The sequence below is a fragment of the Bradyrhizobium rifense genome (genome assembly GCF_008123425.1).
Taxonomy (GTDB): domain Bacteria; phylum Pseudomonadota; class Alphaproteobacteria; order Rhizobiales; family Xanthobacteraceae; genus Bradyrhizobium; species Bradyrhizobium rifense.
Map to the genome: position 1 here is coordinate 241,037 of NZ_VSSS01000030.1, position 17,784 is coordinate 258,820.

General features: G+C 63.5%; 20 protein-coding genes and 2 pseudogenes. 14 read left to right on the plus strand and 8 right to left on the minus strand.

Annotation, left to right across the window (positions count from 1 at the left end):
- Nucleotides 1-68: 68 nt before the first annotated feature.
- Nucleotides 69-959: a LysR family transcriptional regulator gene (locus FXB40_RS19850; protein WP_148773850.1), complete on the plus strand. Its 891-nt coding sequence runs from the start codon at nt 69-71 to the stop codon at nt 957-959.
- Here the strand turns inward: FXB40_RS19850 and FXB40_RS19855 are convergent.
- The gene (locus FXB40_RS19855; protein ID WP_148773851.1) at nt 946-1,161 is read right to left on the minus strand and encodes a hypothetical protein; all 216 of its coding nucleotides are present in this window, start codon (nt 1,159-1,161) and stop codon (nt 946-948) included. The genes FXB40_RS19850 and FXB40_RS19855 overlap by 14 nt on opposite strands.
- A gap of 45 nt (nt 1,162-1,206) precedes the next feature.
- Here FXB40_RS19855 and ruvX point away from each other — a divergent pair, with 45 nt between their 5' ends.
- A complete protein-coding gene (gene ruvX / locus FXB40_RS19860; protein WP_148773852.1) occupies nt 1,207-1,698 on the plus strand; it encodes a Holliday junction resolvase RuvX in 492 nt (163 codons plus the stop codon).
- Between the two features lie 3 nt (nt 1,699-1,701).
- Nucleotides 1,702-2,625: an AEC family transporter gene (locus tag FXB40_RS19865; protein WP_148773853.1), complete on the plus strand. Its 924-nt coding sequence runs from the start codon at nt 1,702-1,704 to the stop codon at nt 2,623-2,625.
- A 3-nt stretch (nt 2,626-2,628) separates the two neighbouring features.
- Here the strand turns inward: FXB40_RS19865 and FXB40_RS19870 are convergent, their stop codons facing one another.
- The 3 genes from FXB40_RS19870 to FXB40_RS19880 all read right to left on the minus strand — a co-directional run bounded on the left by FXB40_RS19870 (nt 2,629) and on the right by FXB40_RS19880 (nt 5,097).
- A complete protein-coding gene (locus tag FXB40_RS19870) occupies nt 2,629-3,297 on the minus strand; it encodes a CPBP family intramembrane glutamic endopeptidase (protein WP_246207726.1) in 669 nt (222 codons plus the stop codon).
- A 226-nt stretch (nt 3,298-3,523) separates the two neighbouring features.
- Nucleotides 3,524-4,327: a CPBP family intramembrane glutamic endopeptidase gene (locus FXB40_RS19875; protein ID WP_148773854.1), complete on the minus strand. Its 804-nt coding sequence runs from the start codon at nt 4,325-4,327 to the stop codon at nt 3,524-3,526.
- Between the two features lie 20 nt (nt 4,328-4,347).
- On the minus strand, nt 4,348-5,097 hold the full coding sequence (locus tag FXB40_RS19880) for a M15 family metallopeptidase (protein WP_246207728.1): 750 nt from the start codon (nt 5,095-5,097) through the stop codon (nt 4,348-4,350).
- Between the two features lie 147 nt (nt 5,098-5,244).
- Here FXB40_RS19880 and FXB40_RS19885 point away from each other — a divergent pair, with 147 nt between their 5' ends.
- The 4 genes from FXB40_RS19885 to FXB40_RS19900 all read left to right on the plus strand — a co-directional run bounded on the left by FXB40_RS19885 (nt 5,245) and on the right by FXB40_RS19900 (nt 9,457).
- The gene (locus FXB40_RS19885) at nt 5,245-6,192 is read left to right on the plus strand and encodes an aspartate carbamoyltransferase catalytic subunit (protein WP_143845774.1); all 948 of its coding nucleotides are present in this window, start codon (nt 5,245-5,247) and stop codon (nt 6,190-6,192) included.
- 5 nt (nt 6,193-6,197) lie between these two features.
- A complete protein-coding gene (locus tag FXB40_RS19890; protein ID WP_148773960.1) occupies nt 6,198-7,499 on the plus strand; it encodes a dihydroorotase in 1,302 nt (433 codons plus the stop codon).
- Between the two features lie 53 nt (nt 7,500-7,552).
- Nucleotides 7,553-8,149 (plus strand): glycerol-3-phosphate 1-O-acyltransferase PlsY, encoded by a 597-nt coding sequence (plsY, locus tag FXB40_RS19895; RefSeq protein ID WP_148773961.1) that lies wholly within the window; start codon nt 7,553-7,555, stop codon nt 8,147-8,149.
- A 150-nt stretch (nt 8,150-8,299) separates the two neighbouring features.
- Nucleotides 8,300-9,457 carry a patatin-like phospholipase family protein gene (locus FXB40_RS19900; RefSeq protein WP_187436996.1) on the plus strand — a complete coding sequence of 386 codons (1,158 nt, stop codon included), beginning with the start codon at nt 8,300-8,302 and terminating at the stop codon, nt 9,455-9,457.
- On the opposite strand, the gene FXB40_RS19905 is transcribed toward FXB40_RS19900, so the two are convergent.
- Nucleotides 9,449-10,693 (minus strand): amidase, encoded by a 1,245-nt coding sequence (locus tag FXB40_RS19905; RefSeq protein WP_148773856.1) that lies wholly within the window; start codon nt 10,691-10,693, stop codon nt 9,449-9,451. The genes FXB40_RS19900 and FXB40_RS19905 overlap by 9 nt on opposite strands.
- Before the next feature lie 342 nt (nt 10,694-11,035).
- On the opposite strand from FXB40_RS19905, the gene FXB40_RS19910 reads away from it, so the two are divergent.
- The 3 genes and pseudogenes from FXB40_RS19910 (at nt 11,036) to FXB40_RS19915 (ending at nt 12,207) form a co-directional block, all read left to right on the plus strand.
- A complete protein-coding gene (locus FXB40_RS19910) occupies nt 11,036-11,461 on the plus strand; it encodes a DoxX family protein (RefSeq protein WP_148773857.1) in 426 nt (141 codons plus the stop codon).
- Nucleotides 11,462-11,565: 104 nt separating this feature from the next.
- Nucleotides 11,566-11,679: pseudogene (locus FXB40_RS50135) on the plus strand (DNA-processing protein DprA); the annotation flags it as partial.
- A gap of 72 nt (nt 11,680-11,751) precedes the next feature.
- Nucleotides 11,752-12,207: a hypothetical protein gene (locus FXB40_RS19915; protein WP_148773858.1), complete on the plus strand. Its 456-nt coding sequence runs from the start codon at nt 11,752-11,754 to the stop codon at nt 12,205-12,207.
- Here the strand turns inward: FXB40_RS19915 and FXB40_RS19920 are convergent.
- Both FXB40_RS19920 and FXB40_RS19925 read right to left on the minus strand, forming a co-directional pair.
- Nucleotides 12,204-13,130: a BstA C-terminal domain-containing protein gene (locus tag FXB40_RS19920; protein WP_148773859.1), complete on the minus strand. Its 927-nt coding sequence runs from the start codon at nt 13,128-13,130 to the stop codon at nt 12,204-12,206. The two genes, FXB40_RS19915 and FXB40_RS19920, sit on opposite strands and share 4 nt — an antisense overlap.
- A gap of 210 nt (nt 13,131-13,340) precedes the next feature.
- Nucleotides 13,341-14,330 carry an IS1595 family transposase gene (locus tag FXB40_RS19925; protein WP_148773860.1) on the minus strand — a complete coding sequence of 330 codons (990 nt, stop codon included), beginning with the start codon at nt 14,328-14,330 and terminating at the stop codon, nt 13,341-13,343.
- 99 nt (nt 14,331-14,429) lie between these two features.
- Here FXB40_RS19925 and FXB40_RS19930 point away from each other — a divergent pair, with 99 nt between their 5' ends.
- The 3 genes and pseudogenes from FXB40_RS19930 to dprA form a co-directional block, all read left to right on the plus strand.
- The gene (locus tag FXB40_RS19930; RefSeq protein ID WP_148773861.1) at nt 14,430-14,666 is read left to right on the plus strand and encodes a DUF6471 domain-containing protein; all 237 of its coding nucleotides are present in this window, start codon (nt 14,430-14,432) and stop codon (nt 14,664-14,666) included.
- A gap of 57 nt (nt 14,667-14,723) precedes the next feature.
- Nucleotides 14,724-15,611 carry a hypothetical protein gene (locus FXB40_RS19935; RefSeq protein WP_148773862.1) on the plus strand — a complete coding sequence of 296 codons (888 nt, stop codon included), beginning with the start codon at nt 14,724-14,726 and terminating at the stop codon, nt 15,609-15,611.
- 5 nt (nt 15,612-15,616) lie between these two features.
- Nucleotides 15,617-16,653 (plus strand): annotated as a pseudogene (gene dprA, locus FXB40_RS19940) (DNA-processing protein DprA); the annotation flags it as partial.
- Here dprA and FXB40_RS19945 read toward each other — a convergent pair.
- Nucleotides 16,650-17,063, minus strand: coding sequence for a winged helix-turn-helix transcriptional regulator (locus FXB40_RS19945; protein WP_148773863.1), 414 nt, complete (start codon nt 17,061-17,063; stop codon nt 16,650-16,652). The pseudogene dprA and the gene FXB40_RS19945 sit on opposite strands and share 4 nt — an antisense overlap.
- A gap of 83 nt (nt 17,064-17,146) precedes the next feature.
- On the opposite strand from FXB40_RS19945, the gene FXB40_RS19950 reads away from it, so the two are divergent.
- Complete coding sequence (locus FXB40_RS19950) at nt 17,147-17,755, plus strand: FMN-dependent NADH-azoreductase (protein WP_148773864.1); 609 nt, start codon at nt 17,147-17,149, stop codon at nt 17,753-17,755.
- The last annotated feature ends 29 nt before the right edge of the window (nt 17,756-17,784 follow it).

Genomic DNA, 17,784 nt, shown 5'->3' on the forward strand with positions numbered 1-17,784 from the left:
AGGCCCAACTAGCATTCTCGAAAAATGAATTGTTGCGAACGCTGCCATCACAAAAGCGAAACGACGCCATGGAACTGAGTGACATCCAGACCTTTGCCGCGGTTGCCCGCACCGGCGGCATCACCCGCGCCGCCGAAGAGCTCAACACGGTGCAATCCAACGTCACTCAGCGCATCAAGGCCTTGGAGGCCGAGATCGGCACGCCGCTGTTCGAGCGCCACAGCCGCGGCATGACGCTGACCGGTGCCGGCAAACGCCTTTTGCCTTACGCGCAGCGTATGGCCGCGTTGTCGCACGAGGCCGTGCTCGCGGCGCGCGACGATGGCGAGCCCAGGGGTCCGCTTTCGATCGGCTCGATGGAGACGACGGCGGCGGTACGGCTGCCGCCGCTGCTGGCCGATTTCCACCGCCGCTTCCCCGCCGTGCGGCTGAGCCTGCGCACGTCGCCGACCGCCGATCTCGTCGCCGGCGTGCTCGAAGGCACGCTCGATGGCGCCTTCGTCGCGGGTCCGATCGCGCACCCCGACCTCACTGCAACAAGCGCATTCCGCGAAGAGCTGGTGCTGGTCAGCGCGCGACGCTGGGCCTCGCTCGCCGAGCTGCGCTCTGGCACGCCCGAGTCAGGCCCGACTGCGTTGGCGTTCCGCACCGGCTGCACCTATCGGCAGCGGCTCGAGCAAATCTTCGTCGAATTCGGCTGGCCTTCGGCAGCACGCTTCGAGCTCGGCACGCTCGACGGCATGATCGGCTGCGTCGCCGCCGACATGGGCGTGACGCTCCTGCCGCGCGCGGTGGTCGAACGCAGCGCGATGAACGGCAGCGTGACGATGCACGCGCTGAGCCCGTCACATGCACGCGTCGAGACGCTGTTCATCCAGCGCCGCGCCGGCCATCAAACCAGCGCGCTTCATGGCTTCCTGTCATGCCTGACCAGGGACGACGACATCATCGCGGCCTGAGCAACCACCGCCGCAGCGCAACGAAGGCCCAGATCGCCTCGACCAGACCGAACGGCCAGGCCCCCTGCAGGAAGCCGTAGGCCGAGCCGAGCGCGCAAGAGCCGGCGAACAACAGCACGAACCAATGGCTGCGGTCCTCCAGGGCGTAAGTGACCAGCATCGCCGTCACCGCAAACAGACCGAATAATGTCAGCGCATCCATGTTCCCGGTTCACTCCGCAGCGCGACGCGTGATATGCGCTAAATCATGCCGGCTCTTATCCTGCCTCTGATCGATGCTGCAACTCACTGGCCCGAACGCGGCGGGCTGGTTGGCCTTGATCTTGGCACCAAGACCATTGGCGTTGCTGTGTCCAATCCGGACCGGCGGCTCGCGACGGGCGTCGAAACCATCCAACGCAAGGCGTTCAAGCAGGACGCGGCGCGGCTGCTCGCCATCGCAGCCGAACGCAAGATCGTCGGCTTCGTGCTCGGCCTGCCCATCAACATGGACGGCAGCGAGGGCCCGCGCGCGCAATCGACCCGGGCGTTCGCCCGCAATCTTGCCAACCTGACCACGCTCCCGATCGGCCTCTGGGACGAACGCCTCTCGACCGCGGCGGTCGAGCGCGAGCTGATCGGCATGGATGTCAGCCGCGCCAAGCGTGCCGAGGTGATCGACGAGCACGCCGCGATCTTCATCCTGCAGGGCGCGCTCGACCGGCTCGCCAATCTTCGCACGGCTTCAGAGAATGGCTGATCCATGGCCATCGTGATCGCGGCACTGCTGCCGGTCTTCATCCTCATCGTGCTCGGCGTGGTGCTCCGGCACAGCCTGATGCGGCTCGACACGCAATGGCACGGGCTGGAGCGGCTGACCTATTTCGTGCTGTTCCCGATGCTGCTGATCCAGACGCTGGTGAAAGCCGACCTCACAAAAGTGCCGGTCGCCGGCGTCGGTGGTGCGCTGCTGCTGTCGGCGCTCGCGATGTCACTTCTGTGCCTCGCGTTGCGCCCTGCCCTGTCGCGCCTCGATATCGATGGCCCCGCCTTCACTTCGATCTTCCAGGGCGCGACACGCTGGCAGACTTATGTCGCGCTGTCCGTCTCCGCCAATCTGTACGGTGACGTCGGACTGGCACTGGCCTCGGTCGCGATGGTCGCGATCATTCCGCTGGTCAACGTGTTCAGCGTCGCCGTGCTCGCCCACTACGCATCGCCTGAGAAGCAGTCCGTCCGCGCGATCGTCATGACCGTGATCCGCAATCCCCTGATCTGGGCCTGCATCATCGGCCTCGTCGTCAACGTCATTCATTTGCCGCTGCCAAGGATCTGGCACGAGGTTGCGGATGCGCTCGGCCGCTCCTCGCTCGCGATCGGCCTGCTGGTCACCGGCGCAGGCCTCCAGCTCAAGGGCCTGCTCCGCCCGAGCATCAGTGCAACGCTCGGCGTGGCGTTCAAGCTGGTGCTGATGCCGGTGCTCGCGCTGGTTCTTGCGGCGTGGTTCGGCCTCTCCGGCGACAGCCTCGCCATCGTCGCGATCTGCGCGGCGGTGCCGACCTCGCCCAGCGCCTACGTTCTGGCCCGCCAGATGGGCGGCGATGCGCCACTGCTGGCGCAAATCATCACGCTGCAGACGATTTTGGCGGCGATCACGATGCCGATCGCGATCGCGCTGGTGGCGTGAGCATTAAACGTAGCGCCCCAACGTAACGGAGATGAGGATATTGCAGGCCGAATGAGCCACCACCGTAGTCCAGGTGGAATTGCTGCTCCATCGAAGATGCCCAAGGACAAGTCCAAAGGCAAAAATGATCGATCGTCCGAACCAATCGTACTGAGTATGGTTCAATGCCCATACTGCCGACGTAAGGATGATGGCGCCGACCGGCCCGAGGAATGATTCCGACCAACCACGGAACAGAAAGCCGCGAACCACGAACTCTTCCATAAGAGGTCCAGCGATAGAGCCTCCAATGAGCCACACAAGCAATCCACCGGCACTTCCGACGATGAGCGTGGGATCGGATTGATATCCACCCGTACTCATCTTCGACAGCACAACTCCTTCAATCGACATAAAGATCGTCGTGATGGCGAGAGCACGGACAATTTCGCCCCCGGTTGGCCAGTTCAGAGCGAGATATTCGCCGAAGTCTCTCCCTGCCATGCGGATCGCAACCCAAAGCACTGCGACGGCCGCCGGCGCGCCCGAAACAAGATAGACTCCATACCAGCGTCCCTGCGATGCCCACGTTTTGAATTCTCCTGGGGCGTAGGCCTTTGCTCCCACGGTCGCAGCCAGAATGAAATTCAACACCATCCAGCCTGTCAGAACGAAAGCGCCGTCTGCGATCAAGGCAACTAACGTTGTCTCCCAGAAATCCCAAGTCCGCCCCGCGGATTGCGGGCGAAGGACGGGAGCGCTCGCGTTCTTGAAATCCGGCATAAGGAATTTAGAGAACAACTTTTTAGGATTTGTGAATATTCGCTCTACCCAAAGTATCAATGCCTGTTGCCGATCGTCAATAACGAATGGCACCGCGGAAGCGACACGCCTACAGCTTGGTGGCCGAGCCTCCTCGCTAGCTCCCCAGCCACATCGTCAGCACCACCGCGGTCATGTTGTTCAGCGCATGCAGCACGATGGTGAGCCAGAGCGAGTTGGCGCGGTGGCGCATGTAGCCGAACCAGAGGCCGATGGAGAACACCTCGGCGAGGAAGTACAGATCGTATTGCAGATGCACCGCCGTCCACACCAGCGACGACAGGATGATCGCGCCGGGCACGCGCAGGAAACTTGCGGACCAGCCGCGGAACAGGAAGCCGCGCGCGAGCACCTCCTCCGACATCGGCGCTGCCACGCTGAAAGCAAATAGCAGCAACAGCGCCGCGCCCTTGTCGCGGCCCGATTTCAGAAGATCGGTCATGAAGCCCGGCGTGGCCTCGCGGCCGAGGGATCGCGACACTATTTCCCAAGTCATCACGACCAGGATGAGGCCGGCCGCGCCGAGCAAGAGCTGCCGCCAGGTCGGCCAATGCAGCGCGAGGTAGTCGACGAAGGATGCCTTCTTGAGGCGGATGGCAAGCCACACCGCCGCGAGCGTCGCAGGCAGGCCCATGATGACCGAAAGCGCCAGCGCCTGCGGCTCGCGCCCGACCGACTGGATCGAGTCCATGTCGAGCGGCAGCCCGCGCATCGCCACCAGCAGCAGGATCGCCCCGACCTGGCCGACGAACATCGCGACGAAGACGAGCAGGCCCCACAGCGCCGTGCCCCAGAACTTCCAGACGCGCAGCGGCGCCTGCTCCACCGATGTCACGGTGAGCGGCGGATGGACGGGATTGAGGGGATTGACGTCGTCGGTGGTGATCGCGGGCTCTGTCATGGCGCTTCCTGCGGCCGGAATCAGTTCCGCCGCGGCTGGATAGGGAAATCATAGGCCGCCCCGCCCGCCCCCGGCAGGGAAAAATGCCACCACTCTTTCGAATAGTTCACAAAGCCTTGCTTCGCCATCGCAGTCACCAGCCGCTTGCGCCAGGCGCGCTGATCCGGATCGATCGACGGTGCTGCGGTATGCCCTTTCGCATCCGTGCAATCATAGCCGGTACCCATGTCGACGCTGCCCTCCGGCAGCCGCGCCGCGACCGGCGCCGTGCAGTCGGCGTAGGATCTTGACGGATCGATCCTGGCGGACTTGTCAGCCTTGAGATCGACCAGCGTGAGGTCGAGCGCGGCACCTGTCGAATGCTGCGATCGGCTCGCGATATAGCCGAGGCGAAACAGCTCGGTCTTGGGGATCTTCGGATTGTAGCGCCGATCGGCGGCGCTCTCGTGGCCGTTCTGCGACCATTTCACCATATCGAGCGAGGCCCGCGCCGGCCGGTAGCAGTCGAACATCTTGAGCGAGAGATTCTGCGTGGCCAGATCCTGCTGGACCGCCTTCAGCCGCAGCCCGACTTCGCGCTTCACCACGCATTCGCCGGCGCCATAGCCGGCGAGCGGGCGGCCAATGAAATTGTTGGAGCTGGCATAGCGGATGTCCTGGATGATGGTGGGATCGACGTCGCGCAAATAGACGAAGCCGCCAGGGAGCGATTGGGCGTGAGCGGTGCAAGCCGTCATTACCAGCACAATTGCAATTCGAATTGATTTCATGGAATGCCCCCCACATCGTCGTTACCGGGTTTGTCCCGGCCCTCCACGCCTTTTTGCGGCGAGACAACCGACAGATCAGGGGATAACTCCCCGCCCCGGCATTGGCCCTTGCTCCCCCCGCCATCCGCGCCTATAGCTCTCGCTTTAATGACATCGAAATCGACCTTCGTCCTCGGCCACCGGCATTTGCTGGGCATCGAGGGCCTTTCCGCGGCCGACATCACCGGCCTCCTCGACCTGTCCGAAGAATATGTCGAGCTCAACCGCCAGGTTGACAAGAAGCGCACCGTCCTGCGTGGACGGACGCAGGTAAACCTCTTCTTCGAAGCCTCGACCCGGACCCAGTCCTCGTTCGAGCTTGCGGGAAAGCGCTTAGGTGCCGACGTCATGAACATGTCGGTGTCCTCCTCGTCCATCAAGAAGGGCGAGACGCTGGTCGACACCGCGATGACACTCAACGCCATGCACCCGGATATATTGGTGGTGCGCCATCACGCCTCCGGCGCGGTGGAACTGCTGGCCCGCAAGGTTGACGGTTCCGTGATCAATGCCGGCGACGGCGCGCATGAGCATCCGACGCAGGCACTGCTCGACGCGCTCACCATCCGCCGCAACAAAGGCCGGATCGAGGGTCTCGTGGTCGCGATCTGCGGCGACGTGCTGCATTCGCGCGTGGCCCGCTCCAACATCATCCTGCTCAACACCATGGGCGCCCGGGTCCGCGTCGTCGGCCCCTCCACGCTGCTGCCGCCCGGCATCGAGCGGATGGGCGTCGAGGTCGCGCGCGACATGCGCGAAGGGCTCAACGGCGCGGATATTGTGATGATGCTGCGGCTGCAGCGCGAGCGCATGAACGGCTCCTTCGTGCCGTCGACTTCCGAATATTTCCACTATTTCGGGCTCGACCAGAAGAAGCTCGCCTACGCCAAGCCGGATGCACTCGTGATGCATCCCGGCCCCATGAACCGCGGCGTCGAGATCGACACTGCGGTTGCCGACGGTGCGCAGTCCCTGATCCGCGAACAGGTGGAGATGGGCGTCGCCGTGCGCATGGCCGTGCTGGAAGCGCTCGCCCGTAACCTGCCGAACGCGTGATGCTCATGTTGACTGACCGCCGCCCCATCCTGCTCGCCAATGCCCGCGTCGTCGATCCCAGCAGGGATTTCGACGGCCCCGGCGACGTCCTGATTGCCGATGGCGTCATCCGCGAGACCCGCCGCGGCATCGGCGCGGCCGGTGTCCCCGAGGGCACCGACGTCGTCAACTGCTCCGGCAAGATCGTGGCCCCCGGCCTGATCGACATGCGCGCCTTCGTCGGCGAGCCCGGCTTCAGCCATCGCGAGACCTTTGCCTCCGCGAGCCAGGCGGCCGCGACCGGCGGCATCACCACCATCATCTGCCAGCCCGACACCTCTCCGGTGATCGACAATTCGGCGACCGTCGACTTCGTGATGCGCCGCGCGCGCGACACTGCGATCGTCAACATCCTGCCGATGGCGGCGCTCACCAAGGGCATGCGCGGCGAGGAGATGACCGAGTTCGGCCTGCTCAAGGCCGCAGGCGCCCTCGCCTTCAGCGATGGCGACCGCAGCGTGACCAATGCGCAGGTGATGCGCCGCGCGCTGACCTACGCGCGCGATTTCGACGCGCTGATCGTGCATCACACCGAGGATCCCGATCTCGTCGGCGAAGGCGTGATGAACGAGGGCGAGTTCGCCTCGCGCCTCGGCCTGATGGGCATCCCGAAGGCCGCCGAGGCCGTGATGCTGGAGCGCGACATGCGCCTGGTCGCGCTGACCGGCGGCCGCTATCACGCGGCGTCGCTGTCCTGCATCGAGTCGCTCGAGATCCTGAAGCGCGCCCGCGACGCAGGCCTTGCCGTCAGCGCCTCGGTATCGATCAACCATCTTGCGCTGAACGAGAACGACATCGGCCCCTATCGGTCCTTCCTGAAATTGTCGCCGCCGTTGCGCACCGAGGACGATCGCCGCGCGCTCGTGGAGGCGGTGGCCTCCGGCCTTATCGACGTCATCATGTCCGATCACAATCCGCACGACGTCGAGATGAAGCGCCTGCCGTTCGCGGAAGCGGCTCACGGCGCGATCGGTCTCGAGACCATGCTGCCGGCGGGCCTGCGGCTGGTCCACAATGACGAGCTCGACCTCAAGACGCTGATCCGGGCAATGTCGACCCGGCCGGCGGAGATTCTGGGGCTGCCTGGCGGAACCCTGCGCGCAGGCAGCCCGGCCGACGTCATCGTGATCGATCCCGATGTGCCCTGGGTGGTCGATCCCGCCGATCTCAAATCGCCTTGCAAGAACACCCCGTTCGACGAAGCCCGCTTTACAGGCCGCACTATCAGGACCATCGTCGGTGGGCGAACGGTTTACGAGCATGTCTGACGTGCGGAGGTACAGACATGGGCGCTGGCTATGTCAGCCATGGAGACACCGCCATGGGGCTTGATGCATTCCTGCCGGTGGCCTTCGTCATCGGCTATTTGCTCGGCTCGATTCCGTTCGGGCTGGTGCTGACCAGGCTCGCGGGCACGCAGGATATCCGCTCGATCGGCTCCGGCAGCATCGGCGCCACCAATGTGCTGCGCACGGGGCGCAAGGGCCTCGCCGCGGGCACCCTGCTGCTCGACGCACTCAAGGGCACCGCGGCGGTACTCATCGCGTTTCGCATCGGCGGCTCCGACGCTGCACTGGTAGCCGGGCTTGGGGCGTTCCTTGGCCATCTCTTCCCGGTCTGGCTCAAATTTCGGGGCGGCAAGGGCGTCGCGGTCTATATCGGCATCCTGCTCGGCCTGATTCCAGCAGGCGCCTTGGTCTTCTGCCTGCTTTGGCTCGCGACCGCATTCACTACCCGGTATTCGTCGCTCTCGGCACTGGTGGCAGCCTTCGTCACGCCGCTATTTCTTTGGTGGTTTAGCGATCCCAAATTGACTTCGCTGGCCGTGGTGTTGACGCTGCTGCTGTTCTACGCGCATCGCGAGAACATCAAGCGGCTGCAATCAGGCAAGGAAAGCCGGATCGGCGAGAAGGCGTAGGGGCGGAAAAAGTACGGATACCGCCGCACGGCCTCCGCATTATGTGCCAATTCCTGTTCGCAACTCGGAAGCCCTTCGCGGCCGGCAGTAGCGAACGGGTTCCATGCCTGTCATCCTGACAGCGGAAATGGCGTTACGCGGTTGCTCAGAATGAGCGAGAAGATTGACGGCACGCACGGCGACGGCTCGCAGGCCACTGCGGCAAGTCGGCTGCTCTTATCGACCAACATCTGGTCCGATGCGCCCTCACCGCCGCCTGCGCCGAAGCCTGTCCCCGCTCCCGTATCGCAAGCTCCTGTAGCGATCGAGGTCGCAGCCATTGTTGCGCCCGCGCAGGAGCGCCCCAGCCAATGGCCGCCCAAAAGACTGTCACTCGCGCTCCAGGGCGGCGGGACTTTTGCCGCCTTCACCTGGGGCGTGCTGGAACGGCTGCTGGAAGAGCCGTCCATTGAATTCGACACGATCAGCGGCACCAGCGCCGGCGCCATCAACGCGCTGCTGCTGGCCTGCGGCTTGGCCGAAGGCGGCCGCGAAGGCGCTCGCTCGCGGCTGAACCGGTTCTGGATCCGGCTGATGCACGAGGCCTCGTTCCGCTCCCTGATGCTGATCGGCGGCTTCTCGCCGGCGGGAAGCTCGGTCGCCTTCGGTCCGACGCTGCGCTCCGGCCAGTTCGATCCGTTCGATCTCGATCCGCTGCGCCTGGCGCTGTCGCGCGACATCAATTTTGCGCGCTTACGCAATGCCAAATGCCCAAAGCTTCTGATCGCGGCGACGCGGATCCGTGACGGGCAGCAGCAGATTTTTGGCAATGACGCGATCACTGCCGACGTCGCGCTGGCCTCGACCTGCCCGCCGCTGGTTCACTGCGCCGTCGAGATCGACGGTGAGGCCTATTGGGACGGCGGCCTTGGCGGCAATCCGCCGCTCATCAAACTGGCGCAGCAATCGGCAACCGCCGACCTGCTGCTCGTCCAAATCACGCCCACGCGCGACAGCTACGTGCCGATCACGCTCGCCGCGATCGATCGCCGTCTCGACCAGATCGCGGCCAACGCCGCACTCAAGGCCGAGATCGCAGCGATCGCATGGGCGCAGTCGCACGGAGCCCCCGCGCTGCGACTCTCCAAAATCGCCGCAGAAGACTCCATCGACGGCCTCGCACAGCGCTCGTCCACCGATCTCGGCCGCGGCTTCATCCGCACGCTGCACCGAAGCGGCCGCGAGGCCGCCGAGCGCTGGCTCGGGCAAGGCGCCACAGGCGCCGAGGCCCGACGCACCCTGCCCGTGGCCGAGCCCGCGCTAGCCTGATTTCGCCAGCGCGTTCTCCAGGAACCACGCCGCCGCCAGCGCGCCGGGATCGTTGCCGAAGCGCGCGATCACCTGCACGCCGATCGGCAGGCCGCCGACCTTCATCACCGGCACGTTGACGCAAGGGTTGCCCATCAGCGTCCACAGCCGGTTGTAGCGGGGCGAGCCGGTCGAGGCGAGCTCCTTGGCTGGTGCTACGCCCGGCGCCGAATAGGTGAGCAGCACGTCGAAACCTTCGAACAGCTCGCCTAGCTCGCGACGTCCGCGGCGGGCGATCCGGCGGGCGTCGTCATATTCCTTCGGCGTCAGTCCGACGGTGGCGTCGAGGCTTTCGCGAAGCATCGGCGCGATCTCGTCGTGATGCTGGTCGAACTCCCAGGCGAGCGCGCGATGCGCCTCGAAATCCTGGATGATCGGGTGGATGCGCCAGGCTTCCTGCACCGCCTCGGGCAGATCGATGGTCTGCACGCTGGCGCCGGCCTTCTCGGCCGCCTTGATCGCCGCCAGCAACCCCTCTTCCGCCGCCGGTTCGACGGCCTCGGCAAACTCCTGCCTGACCACGCCGACGCGCGGTGCCTTCGCCGCGACAATGCCGTCGAATTCAGTACGCCCGGTGATCGCCAGCAGTCCGCGCGCGAGATCTTCTGCGCGTGATCCGAACAGCCCGACCGTGTCGAGCGCCCACGAATAACATTTCACGCCGATGGTCGGCAGCATCCGGAACGACGGCTTGATCGCAGCAGCGCCACAATAGGCGGCCGGCCGGATCACCGAGCCACCGGTCTGGGTGCCCAACGCCAGCGGGATCATCCCGGCGCCGACGGCCGCCGCCGAACCGGAGGACGAGCCGCCGGGCGTATGGCCCAGATTGTGCGGATTGAGCGTCGGGGTCGGATCGCGCGAGGCAAACGCCGTCGTCGTGGTCTTGCCGATGATGGTGGCGCCCGCCCGCTTCAGCATCATCACGACAGGCGCGTCCGCGCGCGGCTGCCAGCCGCGATAGATCTCCGAGCCCATCTCGGTCGGCATATCAGCGGTGTCGATGATGTCCTTGATGCCGACCGCGATGCCCCGCAGCGGGCCGGAGGCCTGCGCCTTCGCGGATTTGTCATGACGGACGAAGGCACGGACGTCCTTCTCCTTGGCCTCGATCGCCGCGTGCGACTGGGTGATGGCGTCATCGGGCGAAAGCTCTCCGCTCGCGATGCGGCGTTGGAGGTCGGCGAGTGAGATCATGGCAAAATCCTTCTTATTGGGATCGCTTTTAGCATCGCGACGAGGCCGTGCAAGCGCACGTCGACGCGATCAATCCATGCGTGGAGTCTGGCGAGACAACACCGATCGGATGAATGCGTCGAGCGTTTCGAGACGGGCATCTCGACCGCAGCATTCGGCGCCGCGACGGTCGGCTCATAGGTCAATAATAGAAACGGTGACTTTCCATCATTTCTATTTATGCCGCAATTCAAAAGCGCCACCGTGAGGCCACAACGAAGGCCCGCGACGCAACCTCTTCCAAACGGCAGACGCTGGTGCGTCACCGCCGTCGGACCTCAACCAAGCACAGGAGCGACTACCATGGATACGACCCGTTATGCTTCCCTCGTTGGCCGGCTGATGATCGGCCTCCCGTTTGCAATGAGCGGCTTCGGCAAGCTCGCCGCCTATGGTGCGACGACTGCCTACATCGCCTCTGCTGGATTACCGGTGCCGCCGGTGGCTTATGCGATCGCAGTTCTGGTCGAACTCGGTGGCGGTCTCTTGCTGATCGCAGGCTATCAGGCCCGCTCGGTCGCGCTGGCGCTCGCCATCTTCTCGGTGGCTGCCGCAGCCTCGTTCCACAACAACTTTGCCGATCAGAACCAGATGATCCATTTCCTCAAGAACGTGATGATGGCGGGCGGACTGCTTCAGATCTTTGCCTTCGGCGCTGGTGCGTTCAGCCTTGATGCACGCCTCTTGCGTGGCGGCGTCGGTGCCGTTCAGGCGGCGCACGCACGCTAACCGGACGAGCTTGGAGAGGACCCGTCGACCGCGGCGGGTCTTCCCGGTTGTGCTTTTGACCGCGATCGAGCTCCCCCCTGTTGCCCACGCCCTCAGGTTGTTCCATGCTGCGCCCACAAGGAGCTGCCGTGGACGCCATCAATCCGAGCGTGGAGCTGACCGAGGCTGACAGGATCGACCGCCTGCGGCTGATCCGTTCGGACAATGTCGGGCCGCGCGGTATTATGGCGCAAACGCCACAAGCATGATGAGTGCTTCGCCGCCATTTCTCCAGCGAAAAGGAGATCAACATGGCGCGACACAGACCGACGCAGAATCCGTACACCCGACCGGCCATCTTCACCCTTGAACGGCTTCATGCCGAGCTAGGCGGGGCCATCCTTGAGAACCGACAGAAGTACGATGAGATGAGCGAGCAGATGCGGCAGGTGGAAGCCGTCATCAAGATGCTAGACCCGAACTACAACCTGGCTGGCATCGCCGTGAAGCGACGGAAGCCGAACAAGTGGTTCAAGCGCGGCACATTATATAGGAAGGCCGTGGACGTGCTCAGGACGGCCGCAGAGCCTATGACAGCTCAGGAGCTTGCCGCCGCCATCCTCGCCGCCGCTGGCGTACAGGAGGCTTCCAAGGAGGAGGTGCAATCTGTCTCGCTGGGGATACAGCACAGCCTCGCGAATCATGACGGCAAGGGCGTCCAGCGGGTGGGCGAAGCGAGGCCCTTCCGCTGGACGATTTCACCTTAGCGTCTTGGCGGGATCGGCTTCAGCGGCTCAAAGGCTTCAAGCGCGGCTGTCGCGATGGCGGGAGGAAGCTGGCCCTGCTTAACCTTGTCGAGCAGGTATCCCGGCATACGTTTCGGCAAGTATACCTCGCGAACCCACTTCCGGAACTCACCCAGCGCATCATCCGGGTAACAGTAAGGATGCTGAGGATTGGAGGCTGCTTGCGGGAAATAGCCGGGATAGTTGTGTTCGTACTTGATCCGGTCGCCATACAGGACTTCGAGATTTTCCGACGTCCAGTATCTGGCCCACAGTTGACCGACGCTGATGTCTGGAACAAAAGTTGGACCGAGGTTCGCCCCTTTTCGGATCAGCATTACGAAGATGTCGGCGAGTTCTTTGAAGATGCTAAAATAGCCCTGCGGCACAGTGTGGTATGCGAGCGTGACCCTGTCGTGGAATTGTTGCCACGCAACGCTCGCCGCGCCGCTGGGATTGTACCCCACCTGCGCATAGATAAAGTCATTGAAGCCCTTCCGCGCGAGGACGCGATAGCTTTTGGCGGCCTGCGTATTATCTCCGCGGGCCTCGAACGCATAGTATTCTAAGATCGCCATACACACGGCGGCCGGCACGATATGGTTGATCGTCCCGTTTTTCACTACCGCCATAAACGCGGTGCTGTCGTCGGCTCCTTGCGCCCGCACCAACTCCCGAATTTTCTGTTCGCGAGGACGCGGGGGCTTTACCGTCCAGTCCGCAGTGATCCGGACGATTGCGGCATGGTCTACGCCACACATGCGAGCGAGGCCGCGGATAGTGAGAAACGGCGTGCCGTCCGACAGGACGCCCATTCCAACGCCGTCAAATTCGCCTTCGGCGGCGACTTGAAGGTCCAATCTCAGCTGTTGCTCGGTGGTGACGGGGAGGTCGTTGTTAGTCATTTTGTCTAACCTTTTCATATGGTTGATACGGTGACCAACGAGGCTAGACACGTTCTCCGGAATGATTACATTCACGGTTGCACAGAGCGGTCCTAGCCTAGCTAGTTCCGACCTACGAAAAGCCGTCCCGGTTTCCGGAGGCGGCTTTTTGCATTCGGAACTGTGATTTTGCCACAAGTTCCATTCAATTAATAGGTGAGTTTGACTTACCTATTCTCCTTCCACGATATGGCGCTGCCAGTACCCGGTGAAGTCCACCGACTTGCCCCGCTTCAAGGCCAGTCCGGCAATCCGCTGCGTCTGATCGCCATTCGAGACGCGGCGGTTGTCCTCGCGCCACGACGACTCCTGCGCATAGCGGAGCAGATATGGGCCAGCGATATGGTGGTGAATGCCGATCTCGGCGCGGCGCAGGCGGGAGAAGTATTCTTCGGCCCAGTTGGTGCAGGCGCCATCCATGGAATACGCCTCCTGATGGTTGATGCGCTTCACCTCGAAACGCTCATGCAGGTTGTCCCAAGAGCCGGCTTCGTCCGCATGCACAACCGTCCCCTTGGCGATGCGGGAGCGAATGAATGAGGCGGCTTGGCTCTCGCTGTTGAATACGGCCGGAACCGAGTTGCCGCCGCGCTCGCGAACGATCACCACCACCTTGCGCTTGCCGTTCTGGTTGCGGGTGAAGCGACGGTCAAGGCGATCTTCCTTGCGGTTGGCGGGCTTCACGTAGCCGCCGAAATAGCCGCCATCCACCTCAGCCACCTTGCCCTCGCCGCCGATCACGCGGCCCTTGAGTTCGTCTGCCATGGCTTCCCGCAGCTTGTGCAGGAGGACGAAGGCGCACTTGTAGGAGACGCAGAGATCGCGGCTGAGCGCCAGCGCCGACTTGCCCTTCACTTCGTTGCAGAAGATCGCGATGGCCGCCAGATAGCAGCGCAGGGGCAGCTTGTGGCTGGCGAACAGCGTCCCGCTGGTAAGGGTGAAGTCCTTTTTGCAGGCGCGGCAGCGGAAGCGCGGCGCACCCTTCAAGCGACGGCAGTCATAGGCATCCACACCGCCGCAGTGGCTGCAAACCGGCTCGCCGTTGGTATCGGCCCAACGGATGCGGCGGAAGGCCATTTCGGCCTCTTCGTCCTTCATCTGGAAAACCTGGGCCAGCGAGAGGGTCTTAGCCGCCCGGGAAAGAAGAAAGTGCTGTGCCATTTGCTGCCCCTCTCGTTTATGAAAGCTATCATATGTGAGAGGTTTCGACTTGTCAACAGCAATCTATCAGATATGATAGCCTCCAAATTGGAGGTGCCCATGAACATCAAATCCGAAGAGGAATGGGCCGAGCGCGCCGCAGCATTCCTAAAGCACAAGCTGAAGGATACCGAAGTCACCTATGGCGAGCTGGCCAAGCGACTCAGGAAGCACGGACTGAAAGAGACCGAGGCGTCTATCACGAACAAGCTGGCGCGGGGAACATTCCCGGCCACTTTCTTTCTTGCGTGTATTGCGGCCTTAGAACTCGAAGGGGTAGCATTGGAAGAGATTTGAGCGCGGCGGGGCTCTGTGCGTTACCAATGGCTAGTTTGGCCGCTTTTCGCGGCTCTGATGGGATTTGCTCTCGGCGGTAGTATCGCGTGGGGGATAATGTATTCGCCCCCAGAGCATCACTCCGCCGACAATCATCAGGCCGCCGAACATACCACTGAGAAGGAAAATAAAAACGGGTTTTGGGAAAAGGCTGGCGAGGACCCCGTTGCTTATTTCACGCTGTGGCTTGTCGGGTTTACCGGCGTTCTCGCCGTTTCTACGATAGGCCTCTGGATCGTTACTTGGCGCGCCAGCAAAGCGCAGGGTCGCGACATGAAAGCCTCCATCGATGCTTCTAAGAGAGCTGCTGACATCGCGCATGATGCGATGATCGCTGGCGAGCGCGCATTCGTTTTCGCGACTGGCGTCTTGGCTTATTGGGAAATCCATAAGCCTACCGGTCAATATCACTGGAGATTCAGGCCCAACTGGGAAAACAGTGGAGACACTCCCACCAAGAATATGACGATGCACAGCGAGTGTTTGCTGGTGCCGAGCCAGATCATGCCCGGGTTTAACTTCGACTATCCCACAAACGAAATCGGAACAGCCCTCCTCCCCCCTAAAACAAAAGCTGGGGGCGGCATGGTCCCTCGTTTCCCCGCCGCGGCCATTACTCCTTCGGACATAGTCGAAATCCAGAATGGGCAGAAGCTCCTCTATTTCTGGGGCTGGGCTCGATACTATGACGTATTTCCCGGCACCCCTCAGCACATAACCCGGTTTTGCTGGCGACTGCTCGTAACGGGTGACCCCTTCCGATACAATCCCAATAGCGACCCTCAGAACGTCCAGTTCTCCAACATTCACCATTTCGAAGGCAATTGCGCTGACGACGAGTGCAAGGAGCACGGCCCCAATCGCCCTGAAGCTCATGATCGGGCCGTTGTGGCGTTTGCGCCATAATACCGGGGCCGCGCACCTTCCGTTCGCTGGTCGATCATTTCGGCTCGGCACGTGCCGCGCTGGAGCGGCTGCCTGATCTGGCGCGCCGGGGCGGTGCGGCGCGATCGGGGCGCATCGGCAGTGTGGACGAAGCCAAGGCCGAGCTTGCCGCGAGCCGCAAATTCGGCATCGCCTGGCTCGCGCCCGGCGAGGAGGGCTATCCGGCGCGGCTGGCGATGATCGACGATGCGCCGCCGTTGCTCGCCGTGCGCGGCGAGAACGCAACGCTGATGCGTCCGATGATCGCCATCGTCGGCTCGCGCAATGCCTCCGGCGCGGGCCTGAAATTCGCCGGCCAGCTCGCGCGCGAGCTTGGAGAGGCCGGCTTCATCGTCATCTCGGGGCTCGCCCGCGGCGTCGATCAGGCCGCGCATCGCGCCAGCGTCGCAAGCGGCACGGTCGCGGTGCTCGCCGGCGGACATGATTGCATCTATCCGCCCGAGCACGGCGATCTGCTCACATCGATCCTCGATCACCAGGGCGCGGCGATCTCCGAAATGCCGCTCGGCCACGAGCCGCGCGCCCGCGACTTTCCCCGCCGCAACCGGCTGATCTCCGGCGCCGCGCTCGGCGTGGTCGTGGTAGAGGCCGCGCACCGCTCGGGCTCGCTGATCACCGCGCATGGCGGCCGAGCAGGGCCGCGAAGTGTTCGCCGTCCCCGGCTCGCCGCTCGATCCGCGCGCCGCCGGCACCAACGACCTGCTCAAGCAGGGCGCAACGCTCGTCACCGAAGCCGCCGACATCGTCAACGCTGTCGCACCGATCATGGAGCGGCCGCTGATGCATCCGATCAGCGAGCCCGACAGCGAGCCGTTCGAGAACGATCCGCAAGGGCATGACCGCGACCAGATCACCGGCCTGCTCGGCCCGGCCCCCCATCTCGATCGACGATCTCGTGCGGATGTCCGGCGCCTCGCCCGCGATCGTGCGCACAGTGCTGTTGGAGCTGGAACTCGCCGGCCGGCTCGAACGTCACGGCGGCGGGTTGGTATCGCTGCTTTAGGTGTCGTTCCTCTGGTCGAAGCGCGTCCGCGCGCCCTCGATCTCCGGCAGATGCGCAAACGCCCATTGGCCGAGCGCCTGCACGGGGTCGGCGAGCCCGCGACCGAGTTCTGTCAATTCATAATCGACCCGTGGCGGAATGGTCGGAAACACCGTCCGTGTCACCAGCCCGTCCCGCTCGAGCCCGCGCAAGGTCAGGGTCAGCATCCGCTGCGAGATGCCGTCAATGATGCGCTTGAGCTCGTTGAAGCGCTTTGGTCCGTCGCCAAGCGTCATGATGACGAACACGCTCCATTTGTCGCCGACGCGCGAGAGCACCGAGGCGACGCCGCGACAGCCGGCGTGGTTGGGATCCGGCCGCGTCGGAGGGGCAGGCAAATCGATGTGTGCAGGTTTCAATGATGTGCTCATGGCCCAAAAATGTGCGTTCTTGCAGGGATTTCGACAGTCACTCATGTAGTGCGGGTTACAAATCTATACCATGGGTGACCCAAATGAAACTCCTCCATATCGACTCCAGCGTGCTCGGCCCCCACTCCGTCTCCAGGCAGGTTTCCGCTGCCATCGTCGACCGGCTGCGACAGGCAACCCCGTCGCTCGACATCGTCTACCGCGACCTGACCCAGATCCCGCTCGCCCACCTCTCCGGATCGCACCTTGCAGCCGCCCAGGGCGCACCCGCGCCTGCGGAACTCGGACCTGACCTTGCCGCGAGCGCGGCCGTGCTGAACGAGTTCCTCGCGGCCGATATCGTCGTGATCGGCGCGCCGATGTACAATTTCACGCTTCCGAGCCAGCTCAAGGCCTGGATCGATCGCATTCTGGTGGCGGGAAAGACGTTCAAATACGACGCCAACGGACCGCAGGGCCTCGCCGGCGGCAAGCGCGTGATCGTTGCGATCTCGCGCGGCGGCTATTACGGCGCGGGCTCGCCGGCCGCAGCGCTGGAGCATCTCGAAACATACCTGCGCGGCGTATTCGGCTTCATCGGCATCCAAAATCCGGAATTCATCATCGCCGATGGCATCCAGGTTGGCCCGGACCATCGCGAGAAGTCGCTGGCGAACGCGCTCCAGGCGGCAACCAGCCTGCGCGCGGCGTAAACCTTAAGCCAACGACAGCCGCTGCCGGA

What these genes read in the sequence shown, in the direction of transcription:
- FXB40_RS19930 (WP_148773861.1), top strand. Translation starts at nt 14,430, where the DNA reads ATGAACATCAAATCCGAAGAGGAATGGGCCGAGCGCGCCGCAGCATTC.
- FXB40_RS19935 (WP_148773862.1), top strand. Translation starts at nt 14,724, where the DNA reads ATGGGATTTGCTCTCGGCGGTAGTATCGCGTGGGGGATAATGTATTCG.
- FXB40_RS19855 (WP_148773851.1), bottom strand. Translation starts at nt 1,161, where the DNA reads ATGGATGCGCTGACATTATTCGGTCTGTTTGCGGTGACGGCGATGCTG.
- FXB40_RS19920 (WP_148773859.1), bottom strand. Translation starts at nt 13,130, where the DNA reads ATGACTAACAACGACCTCCCCGTCACCACCGAGCAACAGCTGAGATTG.
- FXB40_RS19885 (WP_143845774.1), top strand. Translation starts at nt 5,245, where the DNA reads ATGACATCGAAATCGACCTTCGTCCTCGGCCACCGGCATTTGCTGGGC.
- plsY (WP_148773961.1), top strand. Translation starts at nt 7,553, where the DNA reads ATGGGGCTTGATGCATTCCTGCCGGTGGCCTTCGTCATCGGCTATTTG.
- FXB40_RS19910 (WP_148773857.1), top strand. Translation starts at nt 11,036, where the DNA reads ATGGATACGACCCGTTATGCTTCCCTCGTTGGCCGGCTGATGATCGGC.
- FXB40_RS19915 (WP_148773858.1), top strand. Translation starts at nt 11,752, where the DNA reads ATGGCGCGACACAGACCGACGCAGAATCCGTACACCCGACCGGCCATC.
- FXB40_RS19875 (WP_148773854.1), bottom strand. Translation starts at nt 4,327, where the DNA reads ATGACAGAGCCCGCGATCACCACCGACGACGTCAATCCCCTCAATCCC.
- FXB40_RS19880 (WP_246207728.1), bottom strand. Translation starts at nt 5,097, where the DNA reads ATGAAATCAATTCGAATTGCAATTGTGCTGGTAATGACGGCTTGCACC.
- FXB40_RS19905 (WP_148773856.1), bottom strand. Translation starts at nt 10,693, where the DNA reads ATGATCTCACTCGCCGACCTCCAACGCCGCATCGCGAGCGGAGAGCTT.
- FXB40_RS19900 (WP_187436996.1), top strand. Translation starts at nt 8,300, where the DNA reads ATGAGCGAGAAGATTGACGGCACGCACGGCGACGGCTCGCAGGCCACT.
- FXB40_RS19925 (WP_148773860.1), bottom strand. Translation starts at nt 14,330, where the DNA reads ATGGCACAGCACTTTCTTCTTTCCCGGGCGGCTAAGACCCTCTCGCTG.
- FXB40_RS19945 (WP_148773863.1), bottom strand. Translation starts at nt 17,063, where the DNA reads ATGAGCACATCATTGAAACCTGCACACATCGATTTGCCTGCCCCTCCG.
- ruvX (WP_148773852.1), top strand. Translation starts at nt 1,207, where the DNA reads ATGCCGGCTCTTATCCTGCCTCTGATCGATGCTGCAACTCACTGGCCC.
- FXB40_RS19865 (WP_148773853.1), top strand. Translation starts at nt 1,702, where the DNA reads ATGGCCATCGTGATCGCGGCACTGCTGCCGGTCTTCATCCTCATCGTG.
- FXB40_RS19850 (WP_148773850.1), top strand. Translation starts at nt 69, where the DNA reads ATGGAACTGAGTGACATCCAGACCTTTGCCGCGGTTGCCCGCACCGGC.
- FXB40_RS19890 (WP_148773960.1), top strand. Translation starts at nt 6,198, where the DNA reads ATGTTGACTGACCGCCGCCCCATCCTGCTCGCCAATGCCCGCGTCGTC.
- FXB40_RS19950 (WP_148773864.1), top strand. Translation starts at nt 17,147, where the DNA reads ATGAAACTCCTCCATATCGACTCCAGCGTGCTCGGCCCCCACTCCGTC.